At 69.8% G+C, this 18,203-nt stretch carries 23 protein-coding genes; 18 read left to right on the top strand and 5 right to left on the bottom strand.

From position 1 onward, the window contains the following. Window positions 1–9 precede the first annotated feature (9 nt). From aroC to aroB, 3 genes are read left to right on the top strand one after another with little or no spacing between them, the layout of a single operon-like run. Complete coding sequence (gene aroC / locus ACFV9G_RS06705) at window positions 10–1,188, top strand: chorismate synthase (RefSeq protein ID WP_378726054.1); 1,179 nt, start codon at window positions 10–12, stop codon at window positions 1,186–1,188. Continuing rightward, complete coding sequence (locus tag ACFV9G_RS06700) at window positions 1,188–1,703, top strand: shikimate kinase (protein WP_378726052.1); 516 nt, start codon at window positions 1,188–1,190, stop codon at window positions 1,701–1,703. The genes aroC and ACFV9G_RS06700 overlap by 1 nt, the downstream gene beginning before the upstream one ends. A 2-nt stretch (window positions 1,704–1,705) precedes the next feature. After that, window positions 1,706–2,812, top strand: a complete 1,107-nt coding sequence (gene aroB, locus ACFV9G_RS06695; RefSeq protein ID WP_378726050.1) for a 3-dehydroquinate synthase — start codon at window positions 1,706–1,708, stop codon at window positions 2,810–2,812. Between the two features lie 15 nt (window positions 2,813–2,827). On the opposite strand, the gene ACFV9G_RS06690 is transcribed toward aroB, so the two are convergent. Both ACFV9G_RS06690 and ACFV9G_RS06685 read right to left on the bottom strand, forming a co-directional pair. After that, window positions 2,828–3,289, bottom strand: a complete 462-nt coding sequence (locus tag ACFV9G_RS06690; protein WP_378726047.1) for a VOC family protein — start codon at window positions 3,287–3,289, stop codon at window positions 2,828–2,830. A gap of 47 nt (window positions 3,290–3,336) precedes the next feature. Continuing rightward, complete coding sequence (locus ACFV9G_RS06685) at window positions 3,337–3,726, bottom strand: helix-turn-helix domain-containing protein (protein ID WP_378726045.1); 390 nt, start codon at window positions 3,724–3,726, stop codon at window positions 3,337–3,339. An 84-nt stretch (window positions 3,727–3,810) separates the two neighbouring features. On the opposite strand from ACFV9G_RS06685, the gene ACFV9G_RS06680 reads away from it, so the two are divergent. After that, entirely contained in the window at window positions 3,811–4,377 is a 567-nt protein-coding gene (locus ACFV9G_RS06680) for a type IV toxin-antitoxin system AbiEi family antitoxin domain-containing protein (protein ID WP_378726043.1), read from the top strand. After that, complete coding sequence (locus tag ACFV9G_RS06675; protein WP_378726041.1) at window positions 4,346–5,221, top strand: nucleotidyl transferase AbiEii/AbiGii toxin family protein; 876 nt, start codon at window positions 4,346–4,348, stop codon at window positions 5,219–5,221. Before ACFV9G_RS06680 ends, ACFV9G_RS06675 begins: the two co-directional genes overlap by 32 nt. An 8-nt stretch (window positions 5,222–5,229) precedes the next feature. Here the strand turns inward: ACFV9G_RS06675 and ACFV9G_RS06670 are convergent, their stop codons facing one another. Then, window positions 5,230–6,387 (bottom strand): acyl-CoA dehydrogenase family protein, encoded by a 1,158-nt coding sequence (locus tag ACFV9G_RS06670; protein WP_378726039.1) that lies wholly within the window; start codon window positions 6,385–6,387, stop codon window positions 5,230–5,232. A gap of 35 nt (window positions 6,388–6,422) precedes the next feature. Further along, window positions 6,423–7,028, bottom strand: coding sequence for a TetR/AcrR family transcriptional regulator (locus ACFV9G_RS06665; RefSeq protein WP_378726037.1), 606 nt, complete (start codon window positions 7,026–7,028; stop codon window positions 6,423–6,425). A 91-nt stretch (window positions 7,029–7,119) separates the two neighbouring features. On the opposite strand from ACFV9G_RS06665, the gene ACFV9G_RS06660 reads away from it, so the two are divergent. The 13 genes from ACFV9G_RS06660 to ACFV9G_RS06600 all read left to right on the top strand — a co-directional run bounded on the left by ACFV9G_RS06660 (window position 7,120) and on the right by ACFV9G_RS06600 (window position 18,013). Continuing rightward, entirely contained in the window at window positions 7,120–7,575 is a 456-nt protein-coding gene (locus ACFV9G_RS06660) for a type II 3-dehydroquinate dehydratase (RefSeq protein WP_378726035.1), read from the top strand. 69 nt (window positions 7,576–7,644) lie between these two features. Continuing rightward, window positions 7,645–8,232 (top strand): hypothetical protein, encoded by a 588-nt coding sequence (locus ACFV9G_RS06655; protein ID WP_378726033.1) that lies wholly within the window; start codon window positions 7,645–7,647, stop codon window positions 8,230–8,232. A gap of 116 nt (window positions 8,233–8,348) precedes the next feature. Further along, window positions 8,349–8,915 carry an elongation factor P gene (gene efp / locus ACFV9G_RS06650; RefSeq protein WP_091041298.1) on the top strand — a complete coding sequence of 189 codons (567 nt, stop codon included), beginning with the start codon at window positions 8,349–8,351 and terminating at the stop codon, window positions 8,913–8,915. Window positions 8,916–8,918: 3 nt separating this feature from the next. After that, complete coding sequence (nusB, locus tag ACFV9G_RS06645) at window positions 8,919–9,332, top strand: transcription antitermination factor NusB (RefSeq protein WP_378726030.1); 414 nt, start codon at window positions 8,919–8,921, stop codon at window positions 9,330–9,332. Window positions 9,333–9,506: 174 nt separating this feature from the next. Continuing rightward, entirely contained in the window at window positions 9,507–10,688 is a 1,182-nt protein-coding gene (locus ACFV9G_RS06640) for a MinD/ParA family protein (RefSeq protein ID WP_378726028.1), read from the top strand. Window positions 10,689–10,712: 24 nt separating this feature from the next. After that, window positions 10,713–11,723, top strand: a complete 1,011-nt coding sequence (locus tag ACFV9G_RS06635) for an NADPH:quinone reductase (protein ID WP_378726027.1) — start codon at window positions 10,713–10,715, stop codon at window positions 11,721–11,723. Between the two features lie 62 nt (window positions 11,724–11,785). Beyond that, the gene (pyrR, locus tag ACFV9G_RS06630; protein ID WP_378726025.1) at window positions 11,786–12,361 is read left to right on the top strand and encodes a bifunctional pyr operon transcriptional regulator/uracil phosphoribosyltransferase PyrR; all 576 of its coding nucleotides are present in this window, start codon (window positions 11,786–11,788) and stop codon (window positions 12,359–12,361) included. Then, window positions 12,358–13,299: an aspartate carbamoyltransferase catalytic subunit gene (locus ACFV9G_RS06625; RefSeq protein WP_378726023.1), complete on the top strand. Its 942-nt coding sequence runs from the start codon at window positions 12,358–12,360 to the stop codon at window positions 13,297–13,299. The genes pyrR and ACFV9G_RS06625 overlap by 4 nt, the downstream gene beginning before the upstream one ends. Next, window positions 13,296–14,585 (top strand): dihydroorotase, encoded by a 1,290-nt coding sequence (locus ACFV9G_RS06620; RefSeq protein WP_378726021.1) that lies wholly within the window; start codon window positions 13,296–13,298, stop codon window positions 14,583–14,585. Before ACFV9G_RS06625 ends, ACFV9G_RS06620 begins: the two co-directional genes overlap by 4 nt. 11 nt (window positions 14,586–14,596) lie before the next feature. Continuing rightward, window positions 14,597–15,358: a methyltransferase domain-containing protein gene (locus tag ACFV9G_RS06615; RefSeq protein WP_378726019.1), complete on the top strand. Its 762-nt coding sequence runs from the start codon at window positions 14,597–14,599 to the stop codon at window positions 15,356–15,358. A gap of 10 nt (window positions 15,359–15,368) precedes the next feature. Next, complete coding sequence (locus ACFV9G_RS06610; protein WP_378726017.1) at window positions 15,369–15,719, top strand: DUF2200 domain-containing protein; 351 nt, start codon at window positions 15,369–15,371, stop codon at window positions 15,717–15,719. A gap of 126 nt (window positions 15,720–15,845) precedes the next feature. Beyond that, window positions 15,846–17,468, top strand: coding sequence for an ABC-F family ATP-binding cassette domain-containing protein (locus ACFV9G_RS06605; RefSeq protein ID WP_378726014.1), 1,623 nt, complete (start codon window positions 15,846–15,848; stop codon window positions 17,466–17,468). A 110-nt stretch (window positions 17,469–17,578) separates the two neighbouring features. Then, window positions 17,579–18,013: a hypothetical protein gene (locus ACFV9G_RS06600; protein WP_378726012.1), complete on the top strand. Its 435-nt coding sequence runs from the start codon at window positions 17,579–17,581 to the stop codon at window positions 18,011–18,013. On the opposite strand, the gene ACFV9G_RS06595 is transcribed toward ACFV9G_RS06600, so the two are convergent. Further along, a complete protein-coding gene (locus tag ACFV9G_RS06595; RefSeq protein ID WP_378726010.1) occupies window positions 17,997–18,188 on the bottom strand; it encodes a type II toxin-antitoxin system VapB family antitoxin in 192 nt (63 codons plus the stop codon). The genes ACFV9G_RS06600 and ACFV9G_RS06595 overlap by 17 nt on opposite strands. Window positions 18,189–18,203: the final 15 nt, after the last annotated feature.

The following is an 18,203-nucleotide window of genomic DNA, read 5'->3' as shown; positions in this document are numbered from 1 at the left end:
ACTGACTCCATGTTGCGTTGGCTCACTGCGGGCGAGTCCCATGGTCCGTCTCTGACGGCCGTGATGGAGGGTCTGCCCGCCCACGTCCGGATCACCTCTGACGACATCGCTGATGCCCTGGCCCGGCGGCGGCTCGGCTATGGCCGCGGTGCCCGGATGAAGTTCGAGAAGGACCAGGTGCGGATCACCGGCGGCGTACGTCACGGGGAGAGCCAGGGCGGTCCGGTCGCGATCGAGGTCGGCAACACCGAGTGGCCCAAGTGGGAGACCGTGATGGCCTCCGACCCGGTCCCGGCCGAAGTGCTCGAGAAGCAGGCCCGCAACGCGCCGCTGACCCGGCCGCGGCCGGGTCACGCCGACCTGGTCGGGATGCAGAAGTACGACTTCGACGACGCCCGCCCGATCCTGGAGCGCGCCTCGGCCCGCGAGACCGCGGCCCGCGTCGCGCTCGGCGCCGTCGCCTCGGCCTTCCTCGAGCAGGCGCTCGGTGTCCGGCTGGTCTCCCACGTCCTCGAGATCGGCGGAGTCCGTACGCCGGGGGTAGACGTCCCGGCGCCCGAGGACGTGGCGCGCCTGGACGAAGACCCGGTGCGGGTCCTGGACCCCGACGGCTCCAAGCAGATGGTCGCCCGGATCGACGAGGCCCATAAGGAAGGTGACACCCTCGGCGGCGTCGTCGAGGTCGTGGTCCACGGCCTTCCGCCCGGCCTCGGCTCGCACGTGCACTGGGACCGGCGCCTCGACGCGCGTCTGGCCGGTGCGCTGATGGGCATCCAGGCGATCAAGGGTGTCGAGGTCGGCGATGGCTTCGAGCTCGCCGCGACCCCGGGTTCCAAGGCTCACGACGAGATCGTTCCCTCCGCCGACGGGATCCGCCGGGCCTCCGGGCGTTCCGGCGGCACCGAGGGCGGCATGTCGACCGGCGAGATCCTGCGGGTGCGCGCCGCGATGAAGCCGATCGCGACCGTGCCGCGTGCGCTGCGCACCATCGACGTGGCCACCGGCGAGGAGGCGGTCGCCCACCACCAGCGCTCCGACGTCTGCGCCGTGCCTGCCGCCGGTGTCGTCGCCGAGGCGATGGTCGCGCTCGTGCTGGCCGAAGCGGCATTGGAGAAGTTCGGTGGCGACTCGGTCGCAGAGACGGCCCGCAATGCCAAGGCCTACCTCGAGAACCTGAGGTACTCCTGATGCCGGCTGTCGTCATGGTCGGCCCGATGGGCGCCGGGAAGTCGACGGTCGGCGCGCTGCTCGCCTCCCGGCTCGGGGTCGCCCTGCGTGACACCGACGAGGACATCGCGGCGGCGGCCGGCAAGAGCGTGCAGGACATCTTCGTCGACGAGGGCGAGGCCCACTTCCGTGCGGTCGAGGCCGAAGCCGTCGCCGCCGCGCTCGCTGAGCACGACGGAGTGGTCTCCCTCGGGGGCGGCGCCGTCCTCGCCGACCGGACCCAGATCCTGCTCAAGGAGCACACGGTCGTCTACCTGCGGGTCGGGGTCGCGGACGCGGTCAAGCGAGTCGGGCTCGGGTCGGGGCGTCCGATGTTGCTCGGCAACGTACGCGGCCGCATCAAGACGCTCCTGGAGGAGCGCGCACCGATCTATGAGTCGGTCGCGACGCTCGTCGTCGACACCGACGGCCGCTCGGCCGACGATGTCGCCGCTGAGCTCGCCACCGCCCTCACCGCGCTGAACACCACGGAGTAGAAGTGACCGAACCCGACAGCACCGTCATCAGGGTCGAGAGCGCCGCGGCGTACGACGTCGTGATCGGCTCCGGCCTCGCCGGCCGGCTCCCGGGGCTCCTGGGCACCCGCGTCGAGCGGGTCGCGTTCCTCTACGCCGCCGAGCTGGCCGAGTACGCCGAGCCGGTGCTCGAGGAGCTGCTGCAGCACTACGACGTGCTCGGCCTCGGGCTGCCCAGCGGTGAGGACCAGAAGACGGTCGCGGTCGCCAACGACTGCTGGGAGGCGCTGGGGGAGCGGGGCTTCACCCGCTCCGACGCCGTCGTCACCTTCGGCGGCGGCGCCACCACCGACCTCGGCGGGTTTGTCGCGGCCGGCTGGCTGCGCGGCGTACGCGTCGTCCATGTGCCCACCACGGTGCTCGCCATGGTCGATGCCGCGGTCGGCGGCAAGACCGGCGTGAACACCGGCGCGGGGAAGAATCTCGTCGGTGCGTTCCACGAGCCCGCCGGTGTGCTGTGCGACCTCGCGCTGCTCCAGACCCTGCCGGAGGCCGACCTGGTCGCCGGGCTCGGCGAGGTCGTCAAGTGCGGCTTCATCGCCGACCCCGAGATCCTGCGCCTGGTCGAGAAGACGGACAAGATCACCGCCTCCTCGCCCGTGCTCGCTGAGCTGGTCGAGCGCGCGATCCGGGTCAAGGCCGAGGTCGTCGCCGCCGACCTGAAGGAGACCGGCGGCGCCGACGGTCACCCCGGCCGCGAGACGCTCAACTACGGCCACACGCTCGCGCACGCGCTCGAGAAGCACTCCGGCTTCTCGATCCGCCATGGCGACGCGGTCGCCGTCGGGTGCGTGTACGCCGCTGAGCTCGCCCGCCTCGCCGGAGTCCTCTCCGACGACGTCGCCGCCCGGCACGCGCCGACCTTCGCGAAGGTCGGGCTCCCGACCACCGTCAAGGAGCTGGGCGTCGACGCCGGCTTCGACGACCTCATCGGTGCCATGCGCGTCGACAAGAAGGCCCGCGGCTCCGTGCTCCGCTTCCTCGTCCTCCACGACCTCGCCGACCCCCGCATCCTCACCGGGCCGACCGAGGAGCAGCTGCGGGAGGCGTACGCGGTCGTCGGAGGCTGAGGCTCAGGCGCCGAATCAGGCGTCGGACCAGCGGGCGATGTCCTCGTCGGTGACCTCGACGGGACCCTCGACGCGCTGGGTGACGCGGATGTGGTTGCCGAACGGGTCGCGGAGTGCGCAGTCGATGCCGTAGGGCTGCCGGATGGGCTCCTGGGTGAACTCGACGCCCTGGGCGGAGAGGTCCTCGTAGAGCTTCTGGCAGTCGTCGGTGTTGAAGATGACGACAGCGCCCATCGCGCCCTTGGTGACGAGGTCGCGCAGCTGGGCGGCGGTCTCGGCGCTGTGCGCGGGAGAGCCGCCGGGGACCTCCAGGAGTAGCTGGTGGTCGGGGTCGGCGGGGAGGTGGATGGTGAGCCAGCGCATGAAGCCCATGTCGACGTCGCTCCCGACCTCGAGCCCGAGCTTGCCGACGTAGAAGTCGAGCGCCTCGTCCTGGTCGAGCACGTAGATTCCGGTGATGTTGATGTTGGTCAGCACGCGACCAGTCTGCGACGTCCTCGCCGCCGGCGCTTCTCCGAAACTGCTCAGCTCGCCGGCCGCATCCAGGCACGGGCCACGCATCCGGGCACGGCGGGGCTGACGGCGCGGGCACGGTAGTCGCTCGGGGAGGTGCCGACGATGTCGCGGAACGTACGGCTGAAGGTGCCGAGGCTGGTGAAACCGACCGTGAGTGCGACGTCGGTGACCGGAGTCGCGGTGTCCCGCAGCAGCGCCATCGACCGCTCGATCCGGCGCCGCTGCAGGTAACGGTGCGGCGTCTCGCCGAAGACCGCCTTGAACCGGCGGTTGAAGTGGGCCGGCGAGACGTGCGCGACCCGGGCGATCGCGGCGACGTCGAGCGGCTCGGCGTAGTGCCGGTCCATCGCGTCACGCGCCCGCAGCAGGCGACGGTTCTCGTCCTCGCGCGGCGTCATGCACTGAGCGTACGTCCTCATCAAACTCGATCGTCGGGCAAAAGCGCACCGAATCCGGTACGCTTTTGACGGAGGTGGTCACCGATGAGCTATCGCAGTGTGCTGCGTGAGCTGGGTTTCGACACCCATGGGGTCATCACACTTGCGGAGGCGGAATCCTGCGGCGTGCCCGCGGTCGAGGTGCGCAAGCTGGCGTCCCGCGGAGCTCTGATCCGACTGGGTCAGGGCGTGTATCGGATGGCCGAGGTCGCGCCTGGACCCTTGGACGAGTTCGCGGCCGCGGTGGCGCTGGTCGGTGCGGATGCTGTCCTGGCAGACGAGTCGGTGCTGGCTGCGTACGACCTCGGGCAGATCAACGTGCGCCGGATCAAGGTCGCCACGACCGCTCGAGTCCGCAAGCGGCTGCCTCCTACAGTCCAGGTCGTGCGAAAGCATGTACCCACACATCTCCGGGGCGATATCGAGGGGATCCCCTCGATGCGTGTCGGTGCCGCTGTGCTCGCCTGTCGTGGCAAGGTGATGGAGACACGACTGGTCGATGCAATGATTTCGGCGTCGGCCCGGGGCCTGGTCGACCACGACGAGGCGCAGCAGATCATCTCGGAACTGGAGGCGGCGGATGGGTGGAGCACAGCCGAGGAGGGTCGGTGACCTCATCCGGTCGACGACGGTCCTGGCCGCAGAGCGCGGCATCTCCCAGAAGCGGCTGGTGGCGCTGGTTGCGAATGTAGTGCTTGCGCAGATGCTGCCCGCTGCGGCGGTCAAGGGTGGCACGGGCCTGAAGCTGCGCTTCGGCGAGCGGCTCACCCGGGAGACTCCTGACGTCGATGCCGCCTATCGGGGTGACCTCGACGCGTTCCGCGATGAGCTTGCGGACCGTCTTGGCGTGGGCTGGCATGGATTCACCGGCGAGGTGACGATGGGCGAACCGCGTGCGCCCGAGTCGGTTCCGGTGGCGTACGTCATGCAACCCTTCCGGGTGCAGCTCAAGTTCGCGCACAAGACGTTCAAGGCGATCGACCTCGAGATCGGGTACGACGAGCTCGAGGCGACGACGAACGAGCCGCCCGAGATGGTGATGTCGTCGGAGGTTCTGGAGATCTTCGACGCACTCGGCCTCCCGGAGCCGGCCGCGGTCCGGGTCCAGCCGCTCCCTCACCAGATTGCTCAGAAGATCCACGCCTGCACCGCTCCGCGGAGCCAACGAGCCCACGACCTCATCGACCTTCAGCTGATCGTTCCTGCGACGGATCCGAGGCTGGTCGCGACGGTGACCGAGCGGCTCTTCGCCTTTCGTCAGGAGCACGACTGGCCGCCGCTGCTGTCGCCGGGTGCGCGATGGGACTCGCTGTACGAGGAGGCGTCCGAAGGGCTCGACGTACTGGCCTCGGTCTCCGAGGCGGTCGTATGGCTCAACGACTACATCGCCGAGCTGGAACTGGCAACGGGGGAGACCAAGCGGGCCGGACCTTCGGAGAAGACCCAGCCCGCCTGACGCTCGTCTTACAGACCCATGTCCTTGGCGATGATCAGCTTCATGACCTCGGAGGTACCGCCGTAGATCCGGTTGACGCGGTTGTCGGCGTAGAGGCGGGCGATGGGGTACTCGTTCATGTAGCCGTAGCCGCCGTGGAGCTGGAGGCAGCGGTCGATGACGCGGTGTGCGACCTCGGTGCAGAACAGCTTGGCAGAGGCGGCTTCGGCGGCGGTCAGGGTGCCGGCGTCCTCGGCCTCGATGGCGCGGTCGACCACGGCCTCGGCGGCGTCGACCTCGGCCTTGCACGCGGCCAGCTCGAACTTGGTGTTCTGGAAGGAGGCGACGGTGGTGCCGAAGACCTTGCGGTCGTGGACGTACGCCTTGGCGAACTCGACGGCGGCCGCGGCCTGGGCGTAGGCGCCGACAGCGATGCCGAGGCGCTCGACGGGAAGGTTCTGGCCGAGGTAGGAGAAGCCCTTGCCGACCTCGCCGAGGACGTCCTCGACCGGGACGTGCACGTCGGTGAAGGAGAGCTCGGCGGTGTCGGAGACCTTGAGTCCGAGCTTGTCGAGCTTGCGGCCGACCTCATAGCCCGGGAGCGAGGTGTCGACGGCGAGCAGGGTGATCCCGCCACGCCGGTCGTCGGCGGAGGCCGGCGCGGTGCGGGCACAGACGATCACCCGGTCGGCGTTGACGCCGCCGGTGATGAAGGTCTTGGCGCCGTTGAGGACGTAGTGCTTGCCGTCCTCGGTGAGCTTGGCGTTGGTCGTCATCCCGGCCAGGTCCGAACCGGTGCCCGGCTCCGTCATCGCGATCGCCCACATCTCCTCACCGGCGACGAAACCGGGCATCCAGCGCTCCATCTGCTCCTTCGTGCCGAGCTTGAGCAGGTAGGGCAGGCAGAGGCCGACGTGGGTGCTCGAACCGCCGAAGGAGACTCCGGCGCGGGCGAGCTCCTCGGTGATGACCGCGGAGTACTTGAACGACTCGATCCCGGCGCCGCCGTACTCCTCGGGCACCTGGATGCCCCACACGCCGAGCTCACCGAGCTTCAGGTAGAAGTCGTGGGGAACGATCCCGGCCGAGTACCACTCCTCGTAGACGGGGGTGACCTCCTTCTCGATGAACGAGCGGATGGTCTCGCGGAAGGACTGGTGGTCCTCGGTGTAGATGGTGCGGCGCATGACGGTGCTATCTCCTCGGGTGCTTCGTGTAGGGGTCAGGGTCGGACGCCGACGACGCGGAGCGCCAGGTCGGCATAGAAGTCGGCGAGGGCATCGGGGGTCCAGGAGCCGTCGTCGCGGTACCACCGGGCAAGGTCGATGCCGAGGGAGAGCAGGGCGGTCGCGGCCTTGGCGGGGTCGGGGGTGTCGAAGTCGCCGCTGCGTACGCCTTCCTCGACGACTTCGCGCATGACGGTGTCGATGGCGCGGCGCAGTCCGGCGATCTCGCGGAAGTGCTCCTCGGTCAGCGCGGCGAGCTCGTAGTTGATGACCCGGGCCGTCGTGTGGGAGCGCGCGTGGAAGAGGACATAGGTCCGTACGGCGGCCGCGACCCGCTCGGCGGGCGTGGCGTCGGCGCGGGTCGCGTCGGTGACCGCCTCGAGGATCACCTCGTGGCCGCGCACCGCGATCGCGTGCAGGAGCTCCTCCTTGGAGCGGTGGTGGACGTAGACCGCGGCCGGGCTCAGCCCGGCCGCCGTGGCGATGTCGCGGGTGCTGGTGCCGTGGAACCCCTTGGCGGAGAAGGCCTGGACCGCCGCATCGAGCAGACGGGCACGGCTACGGTCGCCGCGCGCCTGGGTGCTGGTGCGGAGCTCGTTCATCAGGCATCCTCGTGTAGGAGTCGTGGCTGTCGGATCCAGTGTCGCACAATATAAGTGACCGCTTAGATTTGGTTCGTGACAGGATGACCCGGTGAGCAAGAAGCTGCAGCCGGTCCTGGTCCTCAACGGCCCCAATCTCGGACGACTCGGGAAGCGTCAGCCCGAGATCTACGGGCACACCACCCACGACGAGCTCGCCGCGATGTGCGTCGACTGGGGTCATGCGCTCGGCTTCGCCGTGGACGTACGTCAGACCAACCACGAGGGCGACATGGTCGACTGGCTCAACGCCGCGGCCGACAAGGGCGTCCCGATCGTGCTCAACGCGGCCGCCTGGACCCACTACTCCTACGCCATCTACGACGCCTGCGCGCAGCTGACCGCCCCGCTCGTCGAGGTGCACATCTCCGAGCCGCTCGAGCGGCCCGAGGTCTTCCGGCACACCAGCGTCATCACCCCGCACGCCGCCGCGGTCGTGGCGGGCAAGGGCATCGACGGCTACCACGAGGCGCTCTCGGTCATCGCCGCGAAGCTCACCGACGCCTGACCTGACCCATATTGGCGATCGCCGCCGCCTGACTCCTGACAGGACGGCTTCCTGGGCCACCGTGAGCACATGGGTCGGGTGGCGGCAGGTCTCGCGCGGGTCCTCGCCGTCCTGCTCGCGGGCGGGGTGCTCGGCGCGCTGATCGGTGGCGCCGGCGGGCGGGTCGTGATGTACCTGATCATCCGGCTCAGTCCGGAGGCCGAGGGCGCCACCAGCGACGACGGGTTCGAGATGGGCCGGTTCACCCTGGACGGCTCACTGAACCTCGTCGTGGTCTGCACGGTGCTCGGTGTCGTCGGCGCGGTGGTCTACCTGATCATCCGGTGGCTGCTGTTCGGGCCCTGGTGGTTCCGCGTCCTCAGCGTCACCCTCGCCGCCGGCGTCGGAGTGGGCAACATCATCGTCCACACCGACGGCGTCGACTTCAGCCTGCTCCAGCCGGCCCTGGTCTCCGTGCTGGCGTTCGTGGCGGTTCCCGCGGCGTACGGTGCCGCCCTGACCGTCGTCGCGGAGCGATGGATCCTGGCTGCCTGGCCCGTTCCGCCCGAGACCGGGGCGGTGGGGAGCGCCACGCTGTGGGTGTTGCGCGCGGTGGCGCTGGCCGTCGGCGTACTGTCGCTGGTGGATCTCGCCGGTAAGACCGCGGTCGTTGCTTGATTCGGCCCTGTGCGGACTCGCGGATAGGATTCTCCGAGGCCCTTCGGGCCCCAGGGACATTGACAAATGAAGCCTGCATCGGTGCAGGTCAAAGAGACGAAGGCTGACGGACGGTTATGGCGACGACGAACGACCTCAAGAACGGCATGGTGCTGAAGATCGAGGGCCAGCTCTGGCAGGTGGTCGAGTTCCAGCACGTGAAGCCCGGCAAGGGTCCGGCCTTCGTCCGCACCAAGCTGAAGAACGTCGAGTCGGGCAAGAACGTCGACAAGACCTTCAACGCCGGCACCAAGGTCGAGACCGCCACGGTCGACCGCCGCTCGTTCCAGTACCTCTACAACGACGGCTCCAACTTCGTCTTCATGGACGTCGCGGACTTCGACCAGGTCGAGGTCGACCCGGAGATCATCGGCGACAGCGCCGGCTTCCTCCTGGAGAACCAGGAGGTCATCCTGGCCACCAACGAGGGTCGCGTGCTCTTCGTCGAGCTCCCGCCGTCGGTCGAGCTCGTCATCTCCTACACCGAGCCCGGCGTCATGGGTGACTCGGCCACCGGCCGCACCAAGCCCGCCACCCTGGAGACCGGCGCCGAGATCCAGGTGCCGCTCTTCATCGAGCAGGGCGAGAAGATCAAGGTCGACACCCGCGAGGGCGGTTCCTACCTCTCCCGCGTCAAGGGCTGACCTGTGGCTCACGTCGCCACCGCCCGCACCAAGGCCCGTAAGCGCGCGCTCGACCTGCTCTTCGCCGCCGAGGCCCGTGGACTCTCCGCCGGTGATCTGCTCGACCAGCAGATCCGCGAGGGTGAGGTGCCCAACAACCCGTTCACGGTCAAGCTCGTCCGTGGTGTGGTCGCCGAGTCCGAGCGCATCGACGCTCTGATCTCCGCCTTCGCCAAGGACTGGTCGCTGACCCGGATGCCCGCGGTCGACCGCAACGTGCTCCGCCTCGGCGTCTGGGAGCTCATCGACGGCGACGTCGCCGCCGAGGTCGCGATCAGCGAGGCCACCGCCCTGGTGACCGAGCTGTCGACCGACGACTCGCCGTCCTTCGTCAACGGTGTGCTCGCCGCGGTCGCGAAGGACCTCGCCAAGGCCTGATCGGCATGAGACGTACGCCTGTCCGGGACCGTTCCGGGCAGGCGTAGCGTCATTTCAGGGTGCGGCGCGACGCGTGTGTTTTCCGGTTATCGACGATTGCTTCGGTCGGGACCGTATGTTTGGACCCAAGGCTGAGATGGAGGCCGTAACCCAGCACCCGTATTCGGAGAGCGCATGACGCAGGAGAACAACCCCTACGACGAGCCGGACTCGCGCACCCGGCCGACCGGAGCACCCTCGCACTGGGTGACGCCGCCTCCGCCGCAGACGGCGGGACGGCCGCCGACGCCCCCAGCACAGCCCCAGCCCGACCCGAGTCAGGAGGCGACTCGCATCACCAACCCACAGGTCACCACGACACCCGCCCCGCCCCCTCCGGTGGCGGTGACGCCGCCCCCTCCGGCCGTCCACGGCCTCGAGGTGCCCAGCGCAACCGACTTCCTCGACCGGCGCGCGGAGTCGGCCGGGTTCGGTCCCGCGACCTGGGGCTGGCGAGGCGCGATCCGCAAGATGTCCGGTGGGCTGATCAGCCCCAAGATGGGCCAGGACGAGGTCGCCTACGAGCAGGACCGGGCGATGATCCAGCGCGACTTCGACGGGCCTCGCACCATCGTCTTCATCAACCCCAAGGGTGGTGCCGCCAAGACCACCGGCGTGCTGGCGGCGGGCTACACCTTCGGCACCGTGCGTGGTGGCGGGATCGTCGCCTGGGACAACAACGAGACCCGCGGCACCCTCGGCATCCGCGGCATGCGGAGCACCCACCGCAACACCACCCGCGAGCTGCTCGACAACCTCGCCGCGTTCAACAACGTCCACCAGTCCCGCATCGGCGACCTCGGTGCGTTCGTACGCTCCCAGGGTGACGCTCACTTCGACGTGCTCGCCTCCGACGAGCGCCCCGATGTCACCGGCCAGATCCACGCCGACGACTTCGGGCAGGTGCACCAGCTCCTGGAGCGCTTCTACAAGGTGATCCTGGTCGACACCGGCAACAACATGCGTGCCGAGAACTGGCTGGCCGCCGCCGACACCGCCGACCTGCTGGTGGTGACCTCGACGGTGCGCGAGGACACCGGCTACAGCGGCCTGTGGATGCTCGACGCGCTGCAGGAGTCGGGCTACGCCGACCTCAAGCTGAAGACGATCACCGTGCTCTCCGACCCGTCCCCGAAGGTCGACACCAACCTGGCCCGTGACCTCACCGAGGTCTACCAGCAGCGCACCCGCGGGGTCTACCGGGTCCCGTTCGACCCGGTGCTCGTCGCGGGGTCCACGGTGCAGTACTCCCAGCTCTCGGAGGACACCAAGATGTCGTGGCTGAAGGCCTGCGCCGGGATGGCGCACGCTCTCTAGCCGCGGGCCGCTAACGTCGGAGTCATGCGCGCAGTCGTCTACTCCGAGAACGGTCCCTCCTCCGCCATGCGTCTGACCGAGCGCCCGGTGCCGAAGCCCGGCCCGGGCGAGGTCCTGGTCAGGCTGGTGCGGGCGGGGGTCAACCCCACCGACTGGAAGGTACGCGCCGGCCTGAGCGCCACCCTCACGACTCCCGAGGCGACCCCGGGCCAGGACGGCGCGGGCGTGGTCGAGGAGGTCGGCGAGGGCGTCAGGACCCACATCGTCGGTCAGCCGGTGTGGCTCTTCATGGTCCAGCACGGGCAGGCCTGGGGCACCGCGGCGGAGTACGTCACCGTCCCTGCCCACAAGGCCGTCGAGCTGGCCGCGGGTGCCTCCTACGACCTCGGCGCCTCGCTCGGCGTCCCGGCGATGACGGCCCACCGGGCGCTCACCTCCGGCACGGTGGAGCGGGTGGCCCCGGGGTCCTTCGACGGCCTCACCATCCTCGTCCACGGCGGTGCCGGCGCGGTCGGCAACGCCGCGATCCAGCTGGCCGTATGGGCCGGTGCAACCGTGATCACCACGGTCAGCTCCGCGGAGAAGGCGGAGCTGGCGAAGGCCGCCGGTGCGCACCACATCGTCAACTACCGCGAGGATGACGCGGCCGCTGCGATCCGCGAGATCGCGCCCGACGGCGTTGACCTGATCGTCGAGGTCGCCCCGGCGGTCAACAACGACCTGGACCGTGCGGTCATCGCCAAGCGCGGCACGATCGCGATCTACGCCAACAACGGCGGCGACGAGCTCACCATGCCGCTGCGGGCGACCTTCTCGCTCAACCTGCGCTACCAGTTCATCCAGCTCTACGGCATCGAGCCGGAGCAGATCCGGGCGGCGGCCGACGACGTCGCCGCCGCTGTGGCGGCAGGGGCGCTGCGGGTCGGCCCGGAGGGCGGCGTACCTCTTCACCACTACCGGCTCGAGGAGACCGCCGCCGCCCACGACGCGGTCGAGGCGGGTGCGGTCGGGAAAGTGCTGATCGACCTGGAGTGAGGATAGGGTTGGCCCGATCCTTTAACGAGCCGTCCCGTGAGGCGGAGAAGGAGACCACAACCTTGTCTGATGCTGTCCACGAGCCGTCGACCGATGGCCGTGTCGTGCTCGATGCCCGTGACATCTCCCGGGCGCTGACCCGGATCTCCCACGAGATCCTGGAGCGCAACCGCGATGCGGAAGACCTGGTGCTGCTGGGTCTGCACACCCGTGGGGTGCCGCTGGCCAAGCGGATCGCCACGCGGATCGAGGCCGCCGAAGGCCATCCGGTCGCGCACGGCGCGCTCGATGTGACGATGTACCGCGACGACCTGCGCACCCATCCCACCCGCGCCCCGCATCACACCGAGATCCCGCCCGGCGGCATCGACGGCAAGACCGTGGTGCTGGTCGACGACGTGCTCTTCTCGGGCCGCACCGTCCGCGCCGCGCTCGACGCCCTCGCCGACTACGGCCGCCCCGCCGTCGTACGCCTGGCCGTTCTGGTCGACCGCGGCCACCGGCAGCTGCCGATCCGGGCCGACCACGTCGGCAAGAACCTCCCCACCGCCCGCTCCGAGCGGGTCGGGCTGCGCCTGGAGGAGATCGACGGCATCGACGAGGTACGCATCGTGGAGCTGGAAGGGGTGCCCGCATGACCCGCCACCTGCTGTCCATCGACGACGTGAGCGCCGAGGAGATCCAGCGGCTCTTCGCCACCGCCGCCGAGATGCACGACGTCCAGAAGCGCGAGGTCAAGAAGCTCCCGGCGCTGCGCGGGCGTACGGTGATCAACCTCTTCTTCGAGGACTCGACCCGCACCCGGTCCTCCTTCGAGATCGCGGGGAAGTGGCTCTCGGCCGACGTGATCAACCTGTCGGCGAAGGGCTCCTCGGCCTCGAAGGGTGAGTCGCTGCGCGACACCGTGCTGACCGTGACCGCGATGGGAGTCGACGGCCTGGTGATGCGCCACTCGGCCTCCGGCGGGGCTCATCAGGTCGCGGGCTGGCTCGACATCCCGGTGATCAACGCCGGCGACGGGATGCACGAGCACCCGACCCAGGCCCTGCTCGACGGCTACACGCTCCAGCGTCAGCTCGGCGGACCTGGCTCCCTGGAAGGTAAGCGGATCGCGATCGTCGGCGACCTGACCCACTCGCGGGTGTTCCGGTCCAACGTGAAGTCGCTGATCAAGCTCGGCGCTTCCGTGACCGCCGTCGCTCCGCCCACGCTGATGCCCTCGGGCATCACCGAGTGGGCCAAGGCCGACGGCTTCGCCACCTCCTACTCGCTCGACGACGTGCTGCCGGAGGTCGACGCGGTGATGATGCTGCGCGTCCAGCGGGAGCGGATGAGCGGTGGCTACTTCCCGACGTCGCGGGAATACACGGTCGGCTACGGGCTCACCCGTCAGCGGCTCGGCATGCTGCGCCCGGGCGCGCCGATCCTGCACCCCGGGCCGATGAACCGTGGCCTGGAGATCTCTCCGGAGGCCGCCGACGACGCCTCCTCACGGATTCTCGACCAGGTCTCGGCCGGGGTCGCGATCCGGATGTCCGTCCTCTACCACCTGCTTGCCGGCGAGGAGTCCGCATGAGCCTGTTGATCAAGGGAGCCTCCGTCCTCGGGGCCGAGCCGACCGATGTGTACGTCGAGGACGGGGTGATCCGCGAGGTCGGTGCCTCCGCTGCTTCGGCTGACGAGGTCGTCGACGCCTCGGGGCTCGTGCTGCTGCCGGGCCTGGTCGACCTGCACACCCACCTGCGTCAGCCGGGCCGCGAGGACGCCGAGACGGTCGCCTCGGGTGCGGCGGCGGCCGCTGCCGGCGGCTACACCGCCGTGCTCGCGATGGCCAACACCTCGCCGGTCACCGACACGGCCGAGGCCGCGGTCTCGGTGTGGGACCTCGGCCGCGAGGCGGGGCTGGCCGACGTGTTCCCGGTCGGCGCGGTGACCAAGGGCCTGGCCGGGGAGGAGCTCGCCGAGCTGTCCCTCATGAACCGTTCCCGGGCAGGCGTCAAGGTCTTCTCCGACGATGGCAAGTGCGTCTCGGACCCGCGGGTGATGCGGCGGGCGCTGGAGTACGTCAAGGCGTTCGGCGGCGTGATCTCCCAGCACTCCCAGGACCCCTCGCTGGCACCTTACGGTTCGGCCTGCTGCCACGAGGGTGAGCTCTCCGGCAGGCTCGGTCTGCCCGGCTGGCCGGGAGTCGCGGAGGAGGTCATCGTCGCCCGCGACGTGATGCTCGCCCGCCACACCGGCTCGCGCGTCCACGTCGCCCACGCCTCCACCGCAGGCACGGTCGAGGTGCTGCGCTGGGCGAAGGCGCAGGCCGAGAAGGACGGCAGCTGGGCGGTCACCGCGGAGGTCACCCCGCACCACCTGCTGTTGACCACCGACCTGCTCGCCGGCTACGACCCGACCTTCAAGGTCAACCCGCCCCTGCGCCCCGCCGAGGACGTCGAGGCCCTGCGGGCGGCCCTGGCCGACGGCACCATCGACGCGGTCGCGACCGACCACGCGCCGCACGCGCGTCAGGACAAGGAGCACGCCTTCGTCGACGCGGCCTTCGGGATGCTCGGGCTCGAGGAGGCGCTCTCGGTCGTCTCGACCGTCATGGTCTCTGCCGGCCTGCTGGACTGGGCCGGCGTCGCCCGGGTCATGTCCACCACCCCGGCGCGGATCGCCGGGCTCGAGGAGCACGGTCGCCCGATCGCGGTCGGTGAGCCGGCCAACCTGGCGCTCGTCGACCCGGCCGCGACCTACGTCGTGGATCGCGCCCGCTCGCTCTCGCTCTCCCGTAACAATCCCTGGCACGATCGCAAGCTCACCGGTCGCGTCGTCGCCACCTACCTGCGGGGGAAGCAGACCTACGCCGGTTAGGCTCCACCGCCGTGACCGACGTCTTCTCCGAGAAGCTGGCGCAGTGGCGCGCCTACACCGCGACCCCGTGGGGCCGGATCCGCTACACCGTGGTGGAGGAGATCCTCCGGCGCCAGTGTGCGGAACTGGGGGAGGGGCTCCGGATCCTCGACGTGGGCGGCGGAGACGGAATGGACGCGCTGCCGCTGGCGCTGGCCGGGCACGACGTCACGATCCTCGACCCGTCGGAGTCCTGGCTGGCCGAGGCGGAGCGGCGGGCTGTGGAGGCGGGCACGTCGGTGACCACGCTCGTCGGCGGTCTCGACGACCTGCTCGAGGGGGAGTGGGATCTGGTCCTGTGCCACTTCGTGCTGCACTATCGGTCGGCCGCGGCTGGAGACGTACGCCGCCTGGCGGCCGCCGTGCGCCCGGGCGGTCGTGTCTCGGTGATGGTCCCCAACCCGGCGAGCATGGTGCTGCGCCAACTGGTCACGGGCGGTCCCGAGGCCGCGCTCACCGAGCTGCGCGCGGACACCAAGCGCACCGTGACCTTCGACCATGACGTACGCAAGGTCTCGATGGGCGACCTCGAGGCCGAGCTCGCTTCGGCGGGGCTTCGGCTCACCGGCCGCTTCGGCACCAGGATCGCCAACGACCTGCTCACCGACGACGCCGCGAAGGCTGACCCCGCCTACTTCGACCGCCTCCTCGAGCTCGAGCGTGAGCTGTGCGACCAGGAGCCGTTCGTACGCGTCGCCGGGATGTACCAGCTCGTCGCGGAGCGGCCGGGTTAGGCTCGGGAGGGTGGATAACCTCGAGCGCGTCTACAAGATGCCCTTCGGCTCCGTCTACCCGCACTACGTGACGAAGGTGGAGAAGAAGGGCCGGACCGCGGCCGAGCTGCACCAGGTGATCACCTGGCTGACCGGCTTCGATGACGACGCGATCGCCAAGCACATCGAGGCGGGGACGAGCTTCGAGGAGTTTTTCGCCGCCGCCGACCTCAACCCGAGCTCGGAGCTGATCACCGGTGTGGTGTGCGGCGTGCGGGTCCAGGAGATCGAAGACCCGGTGATGCGCCAGGTGCGCTACCTCGACAAGCTCGTCGACGAGCTGGCCAAGGGCAAGGCGATGGAGAAGATCCTGCGCGGTTAACCGGTTGGACGGCGCAGCGGTCGCCGCGTACTCTTTACTCATCATGAAGTTCCTGCGCTGACCTCCGACCCGCGCCCGAGGCACATGCCCGGCGGGTCGTCCTCGAACCCGAAGGCCAGCGCTCTGATGTCATCTTCCATCGTTTCCGGACCGATCGTCGTCCGCGACCTCTCCGTCTCCTTCCGCAGCGGCTCCGTCCTCGCCGGGATAGACCTCACCGTCTCCCCGGGCGAGCGGATCGCGCTCGTGGGGGAGAACGGTGCCGGCAAGTCCACGCTGCTCCGCGCTATCGCACGCCGGCTTCCGCGCACCGCTCAACGCACGGGCACGCTCGAGGCGCCGGATGATCTCGTCTGGCTGCCCCAGGAACCGCCGTTCCGCGACGCGGCGAGCATCGAGGACGTACTCGCGACCACCCTGCGCCCGCTTCGCGAGGCCGTCGCCACGGTCGAGACGCTCGCCGACCGTCTCGACGACCCCGAGGTCGCCGAGACGTACGCGAGCGCGCTCGACTTCGCGGTGGCCCACGACGCGTGGGACGCCGACCGGCGGGCGATCCTGGCCGCCGAGCGTCTCGGCCTCAGCGGCCTGGACCGGGAGCGCCCGGTCAGCACGCTCTCCGGCGGGCAGCGGACCAGGCTGGCGCTGGCGACCGCGATCACCCGCCGCCCCGACGCGCTGCTGCTCGACGAGCCGACCAACCACCTCGACGACGAGGCGGTCGCGGTCCTGGGGGAGTTCCTGCGCGACCTCCCCGGCGTCGTGCTGATGGCCTCCCACGATCGCGTCTTCCTCGACGAGGTCGCCACCGGCCTCTTCGACCTCGACCCCACAGCCTTCGGCACCGACGGTGCCGGCGGGCGGCTCTTCGGTGGCGGCTGGAGCGCCTACGAGGAGGCACGGCAGGCAGCTCGCGAACGGTGGGAGCAGACGTTCGCGGAGCAGCAGGACGAGCTCAAGCGGCTGCGCACCGCGACCAGGATCGGCAACGACGCGATCGCCCACAACCGCGGCCCGACCGACAACGACAAGTTCATCTACAAGTTCAAGGGCAGCAACGTCGAGCGCACCGTCGCCCGCCGCAAGAAGGACGCCAACCGGCGCCTGGAGGAAGCCGAGGAGGCACAGGTACGCAAGCCGCCACCGCCACTGCGGCTCAACGCCGAGCTGTCGGCTGCGGGCACGAGCGGGAGGATGGTCGTCGTACGCGACCTGGTCGTCGAGGAGCGGGTCAGCCTGCCGGTCCTGGACATCACGGCGGGCGAGCACCTGCTGATCACCGGGCCCAACGGCAGCGGCAAGTCCACGCTGCTCGGCGTGATCTCCGGCCGGGCGAAGCCGACCTCGGGCGAGGTCCAGGTCAGCGCCCGTCACGTCGAGGAGCTCACCCAGGACCCGCAGTTCGGGGATCTGCGCCGCAGGGTCGCCGACGTCTACCTGGAGTCGGTCGGGGAGGTGCTGGCGACCCGGGTGCCGTTACGTGACCTCGGCCTGGTCCACCCGCGTGACCTCAACCGGCCCGTCGGCGCGCTGAGCGTCGGACAGCGTCGCCGGCTCGACCTGGCGATCGCCATCGCCACCGGCCCGGACCTGCTCCTTCTCGACGAGCCCACCAACCACATCTCGCTCACCCTGGCGGGCGAGCTGGAGGAGGCGATCGGGGTCACCCTGGGCACCATCGTCGTCGCCTCTCATGACCGTTGGCTGCGCCGACGCTGGTCCGGTCCGGAGCATCGCCTGGTGCCCTGAACGGGGCGCTGACGGGCCACTTACGAGCGAAGCCCTGTGGATGAGCAGCGTTATCCACAGGGCTTCGGATCATCGTTGTCCTCGCCGGCGGGCCATGGTGCCGTTGACCCATGACCGACAAGATTCCGTACGCTCCAGTCCTCCGCACCCAGGCCGACGTCGAGGCGGCCTGGCGACACCTGATCAACCCGCTCGGGTGGCCCGAGCCACGGCTGTGGTTCATGCTCGTCGGTGCGGACGGCGTCCCGTTCCCGCAGCTGTGCCAGATCGAGGAGGTGCCCGTCGAGATCGGCGACGACGGTGCTGCCCAGGTTGCCGCGATGCTCCATCACCTGGTCGATGATCTGGGCCTCGACCGGGTCGAGCTCCTGCTCTGTCGGCCGGGCGGTGGCCCACCCAGCCAGTCCGACCGGACGAACGCCGCTCATCTCTACGGAGCGTGTGCCGCGGCCGCGGTGCCGCTCGATGTCATCCACCTCGCGACCGACCAAGACTTCTGGCCCGTCCCGTTGGACGCGCTCGGCGAGCTCAGAACTCCAGCGTGACCTTCGTGTCGCCGAGCTCGCGCGAGACGATGCCGTCGAACTCCGCCGAGGCGGCCTCACGCTCGACCAGGTCACGCAGCGCGTGGTCGATCGCAGCCTGGTTGGTCGTCGTCCCGGCGATCTTCCTCGCTTCGGCCAACAGCTCTTCGTCGATGCTGATCGACGTCTCGGTCATGGCGTACCCCCGCAC

The organism is Nocardioides sp. NPDC059952, assembly GCF_042730435.1.
Taxonomy (GTDB): Bacteria; Actinomycetota; Actinomycetes; order Propionibacteriales; family Nocardioidaceae; genus Nocardioides.
Note: the sequence above shows the minus strand (reverse complement) of the source record. Positions and strands in the feature narration are given on the sequence as shown.

What these genes read in the sequence shown, in the direction of transcription:
- aroC (WP_378726054.1), top strand. Translation starts at nt 10, where the DNA reads ATGTTGCGTTGGCTCACTGCGGGCGAGTCCCATGGTCCGTCTCTGACG.
- ACFV9G_RS06700 (WP_378726052.1), top strand. Translation starts at nt 1,188, where the DNA reads ATGCCGGCTGTCGTCATGGTCGGCCCGATGGGCGCCGGGAAGTCGACG.
- ACFV9G_RS06685 (WP_378726045.1), bottom strand. Translation starts at nt 3,726, where the DNA reads ATGACGCCGCGCGAGGACGAGAACCGTCGCCTGCTGCGGGCGCGTGAC.
- ACFV9G_RS06680 (WP_378726043.1), top strand. Translation starts at nt 3,811, where the DNA reads ATGAGCTATCGCAGTGTGCTGCGTGAGCTGGGTTTCGACACCCATGGG.
- ACFV9G_RS06675 (WP_378726041.1), top strand. Translation starts at nt 4,346, where the DNA reads ATGGGTGGAGCACAGCCGAGGAGGGTCGGTGACCTCATCCGGTCGACG.
- ACFV9G_RS06670 (WP_378726039.1), bottom strand. Translation starts at nt 6,387, where the DNA reads ATGCGCCGCACCATCTACACCGAGGACCACCAGTCCTTCCGCGAGACC.
- ACFV9G_RS06665 (WP_378726037.1), bottom strand. Translation starts at nt 7,028, where the DNA reads ATGAACGAGCTCCGCACCAGCACCCAGGCGCGCGGCGACCGTAGCCGT.
- ACFV9G_RS06655 (WP_378726033.1), top strand. Translation starts at nt 7,645, where the DNA reads ATGGGTCGGGTGGCGGCAGGTCTCGCGCGGGTCCTCGCCGTCCTGCTC.
- efp (WP_091041298.1), top strand. Translation starts at nt 8,349, where the DNA reads ATGGCGACGACGAACGACCTCAAGAACGGCATGGTGCTGAAGATCGAG.
- ACFV9G_RS06640 (WP_378726028.1), top strand. Translation starts at nt 9,507, where the DNA reads ATGACGCAGGAGAACAACCCCTACGACGAGCCGGACTCGCGCACCCGG.
- ACFV9G_RS06635 (WP_378726027.1), top strand. Translation starts at nt 10,713, where the DNA reads ATGCGCGCAGTCGTCTACTCCGAGAACGGTCCCTCCTCCGCCATGCGT.
- ACFV9G_RS06625 (WP_378726023.1), top strand. Translation starts at nt 12,358, where the DNA reads ATGACCCGCCACCTGCTGTCCATCGACGACGTGAGCGCCGAGGAGATC.
- ACFV9G_RS06620 (WP_378726021.1), top strand. Translation starts at nt 13,296, where the DNA reads ATGAGCCTGTTGATCAAGGGAGCCTCCGTCCTCGGGGCCGAGCCGACC.
- ACFV9G_RS06605 (WP_378726014.1), top strand. Translation starts at nt 15,846, where the DNA reads ATGTCATCTTCCATCGTTTCCGGACCGATCGTCGTCCGCGACCTCTCC.
- ACFV9G_RS06600 (WP_378726012.1), top strand. Translation starts at nt 17,579, where the DNA reads ATGACCGACAAGATTCCGTACGCTCCAGTCCTCCGCACCCAGGCCGAC.
- ACFV9G_RS06595 (WP_378726010.1), bottom strand. Translation starts at nt 18,188, where the DNA reads ATGACCGAGACGTCGATCAGCATCGACGAAGAGCTGTTGGCCGAAGCG.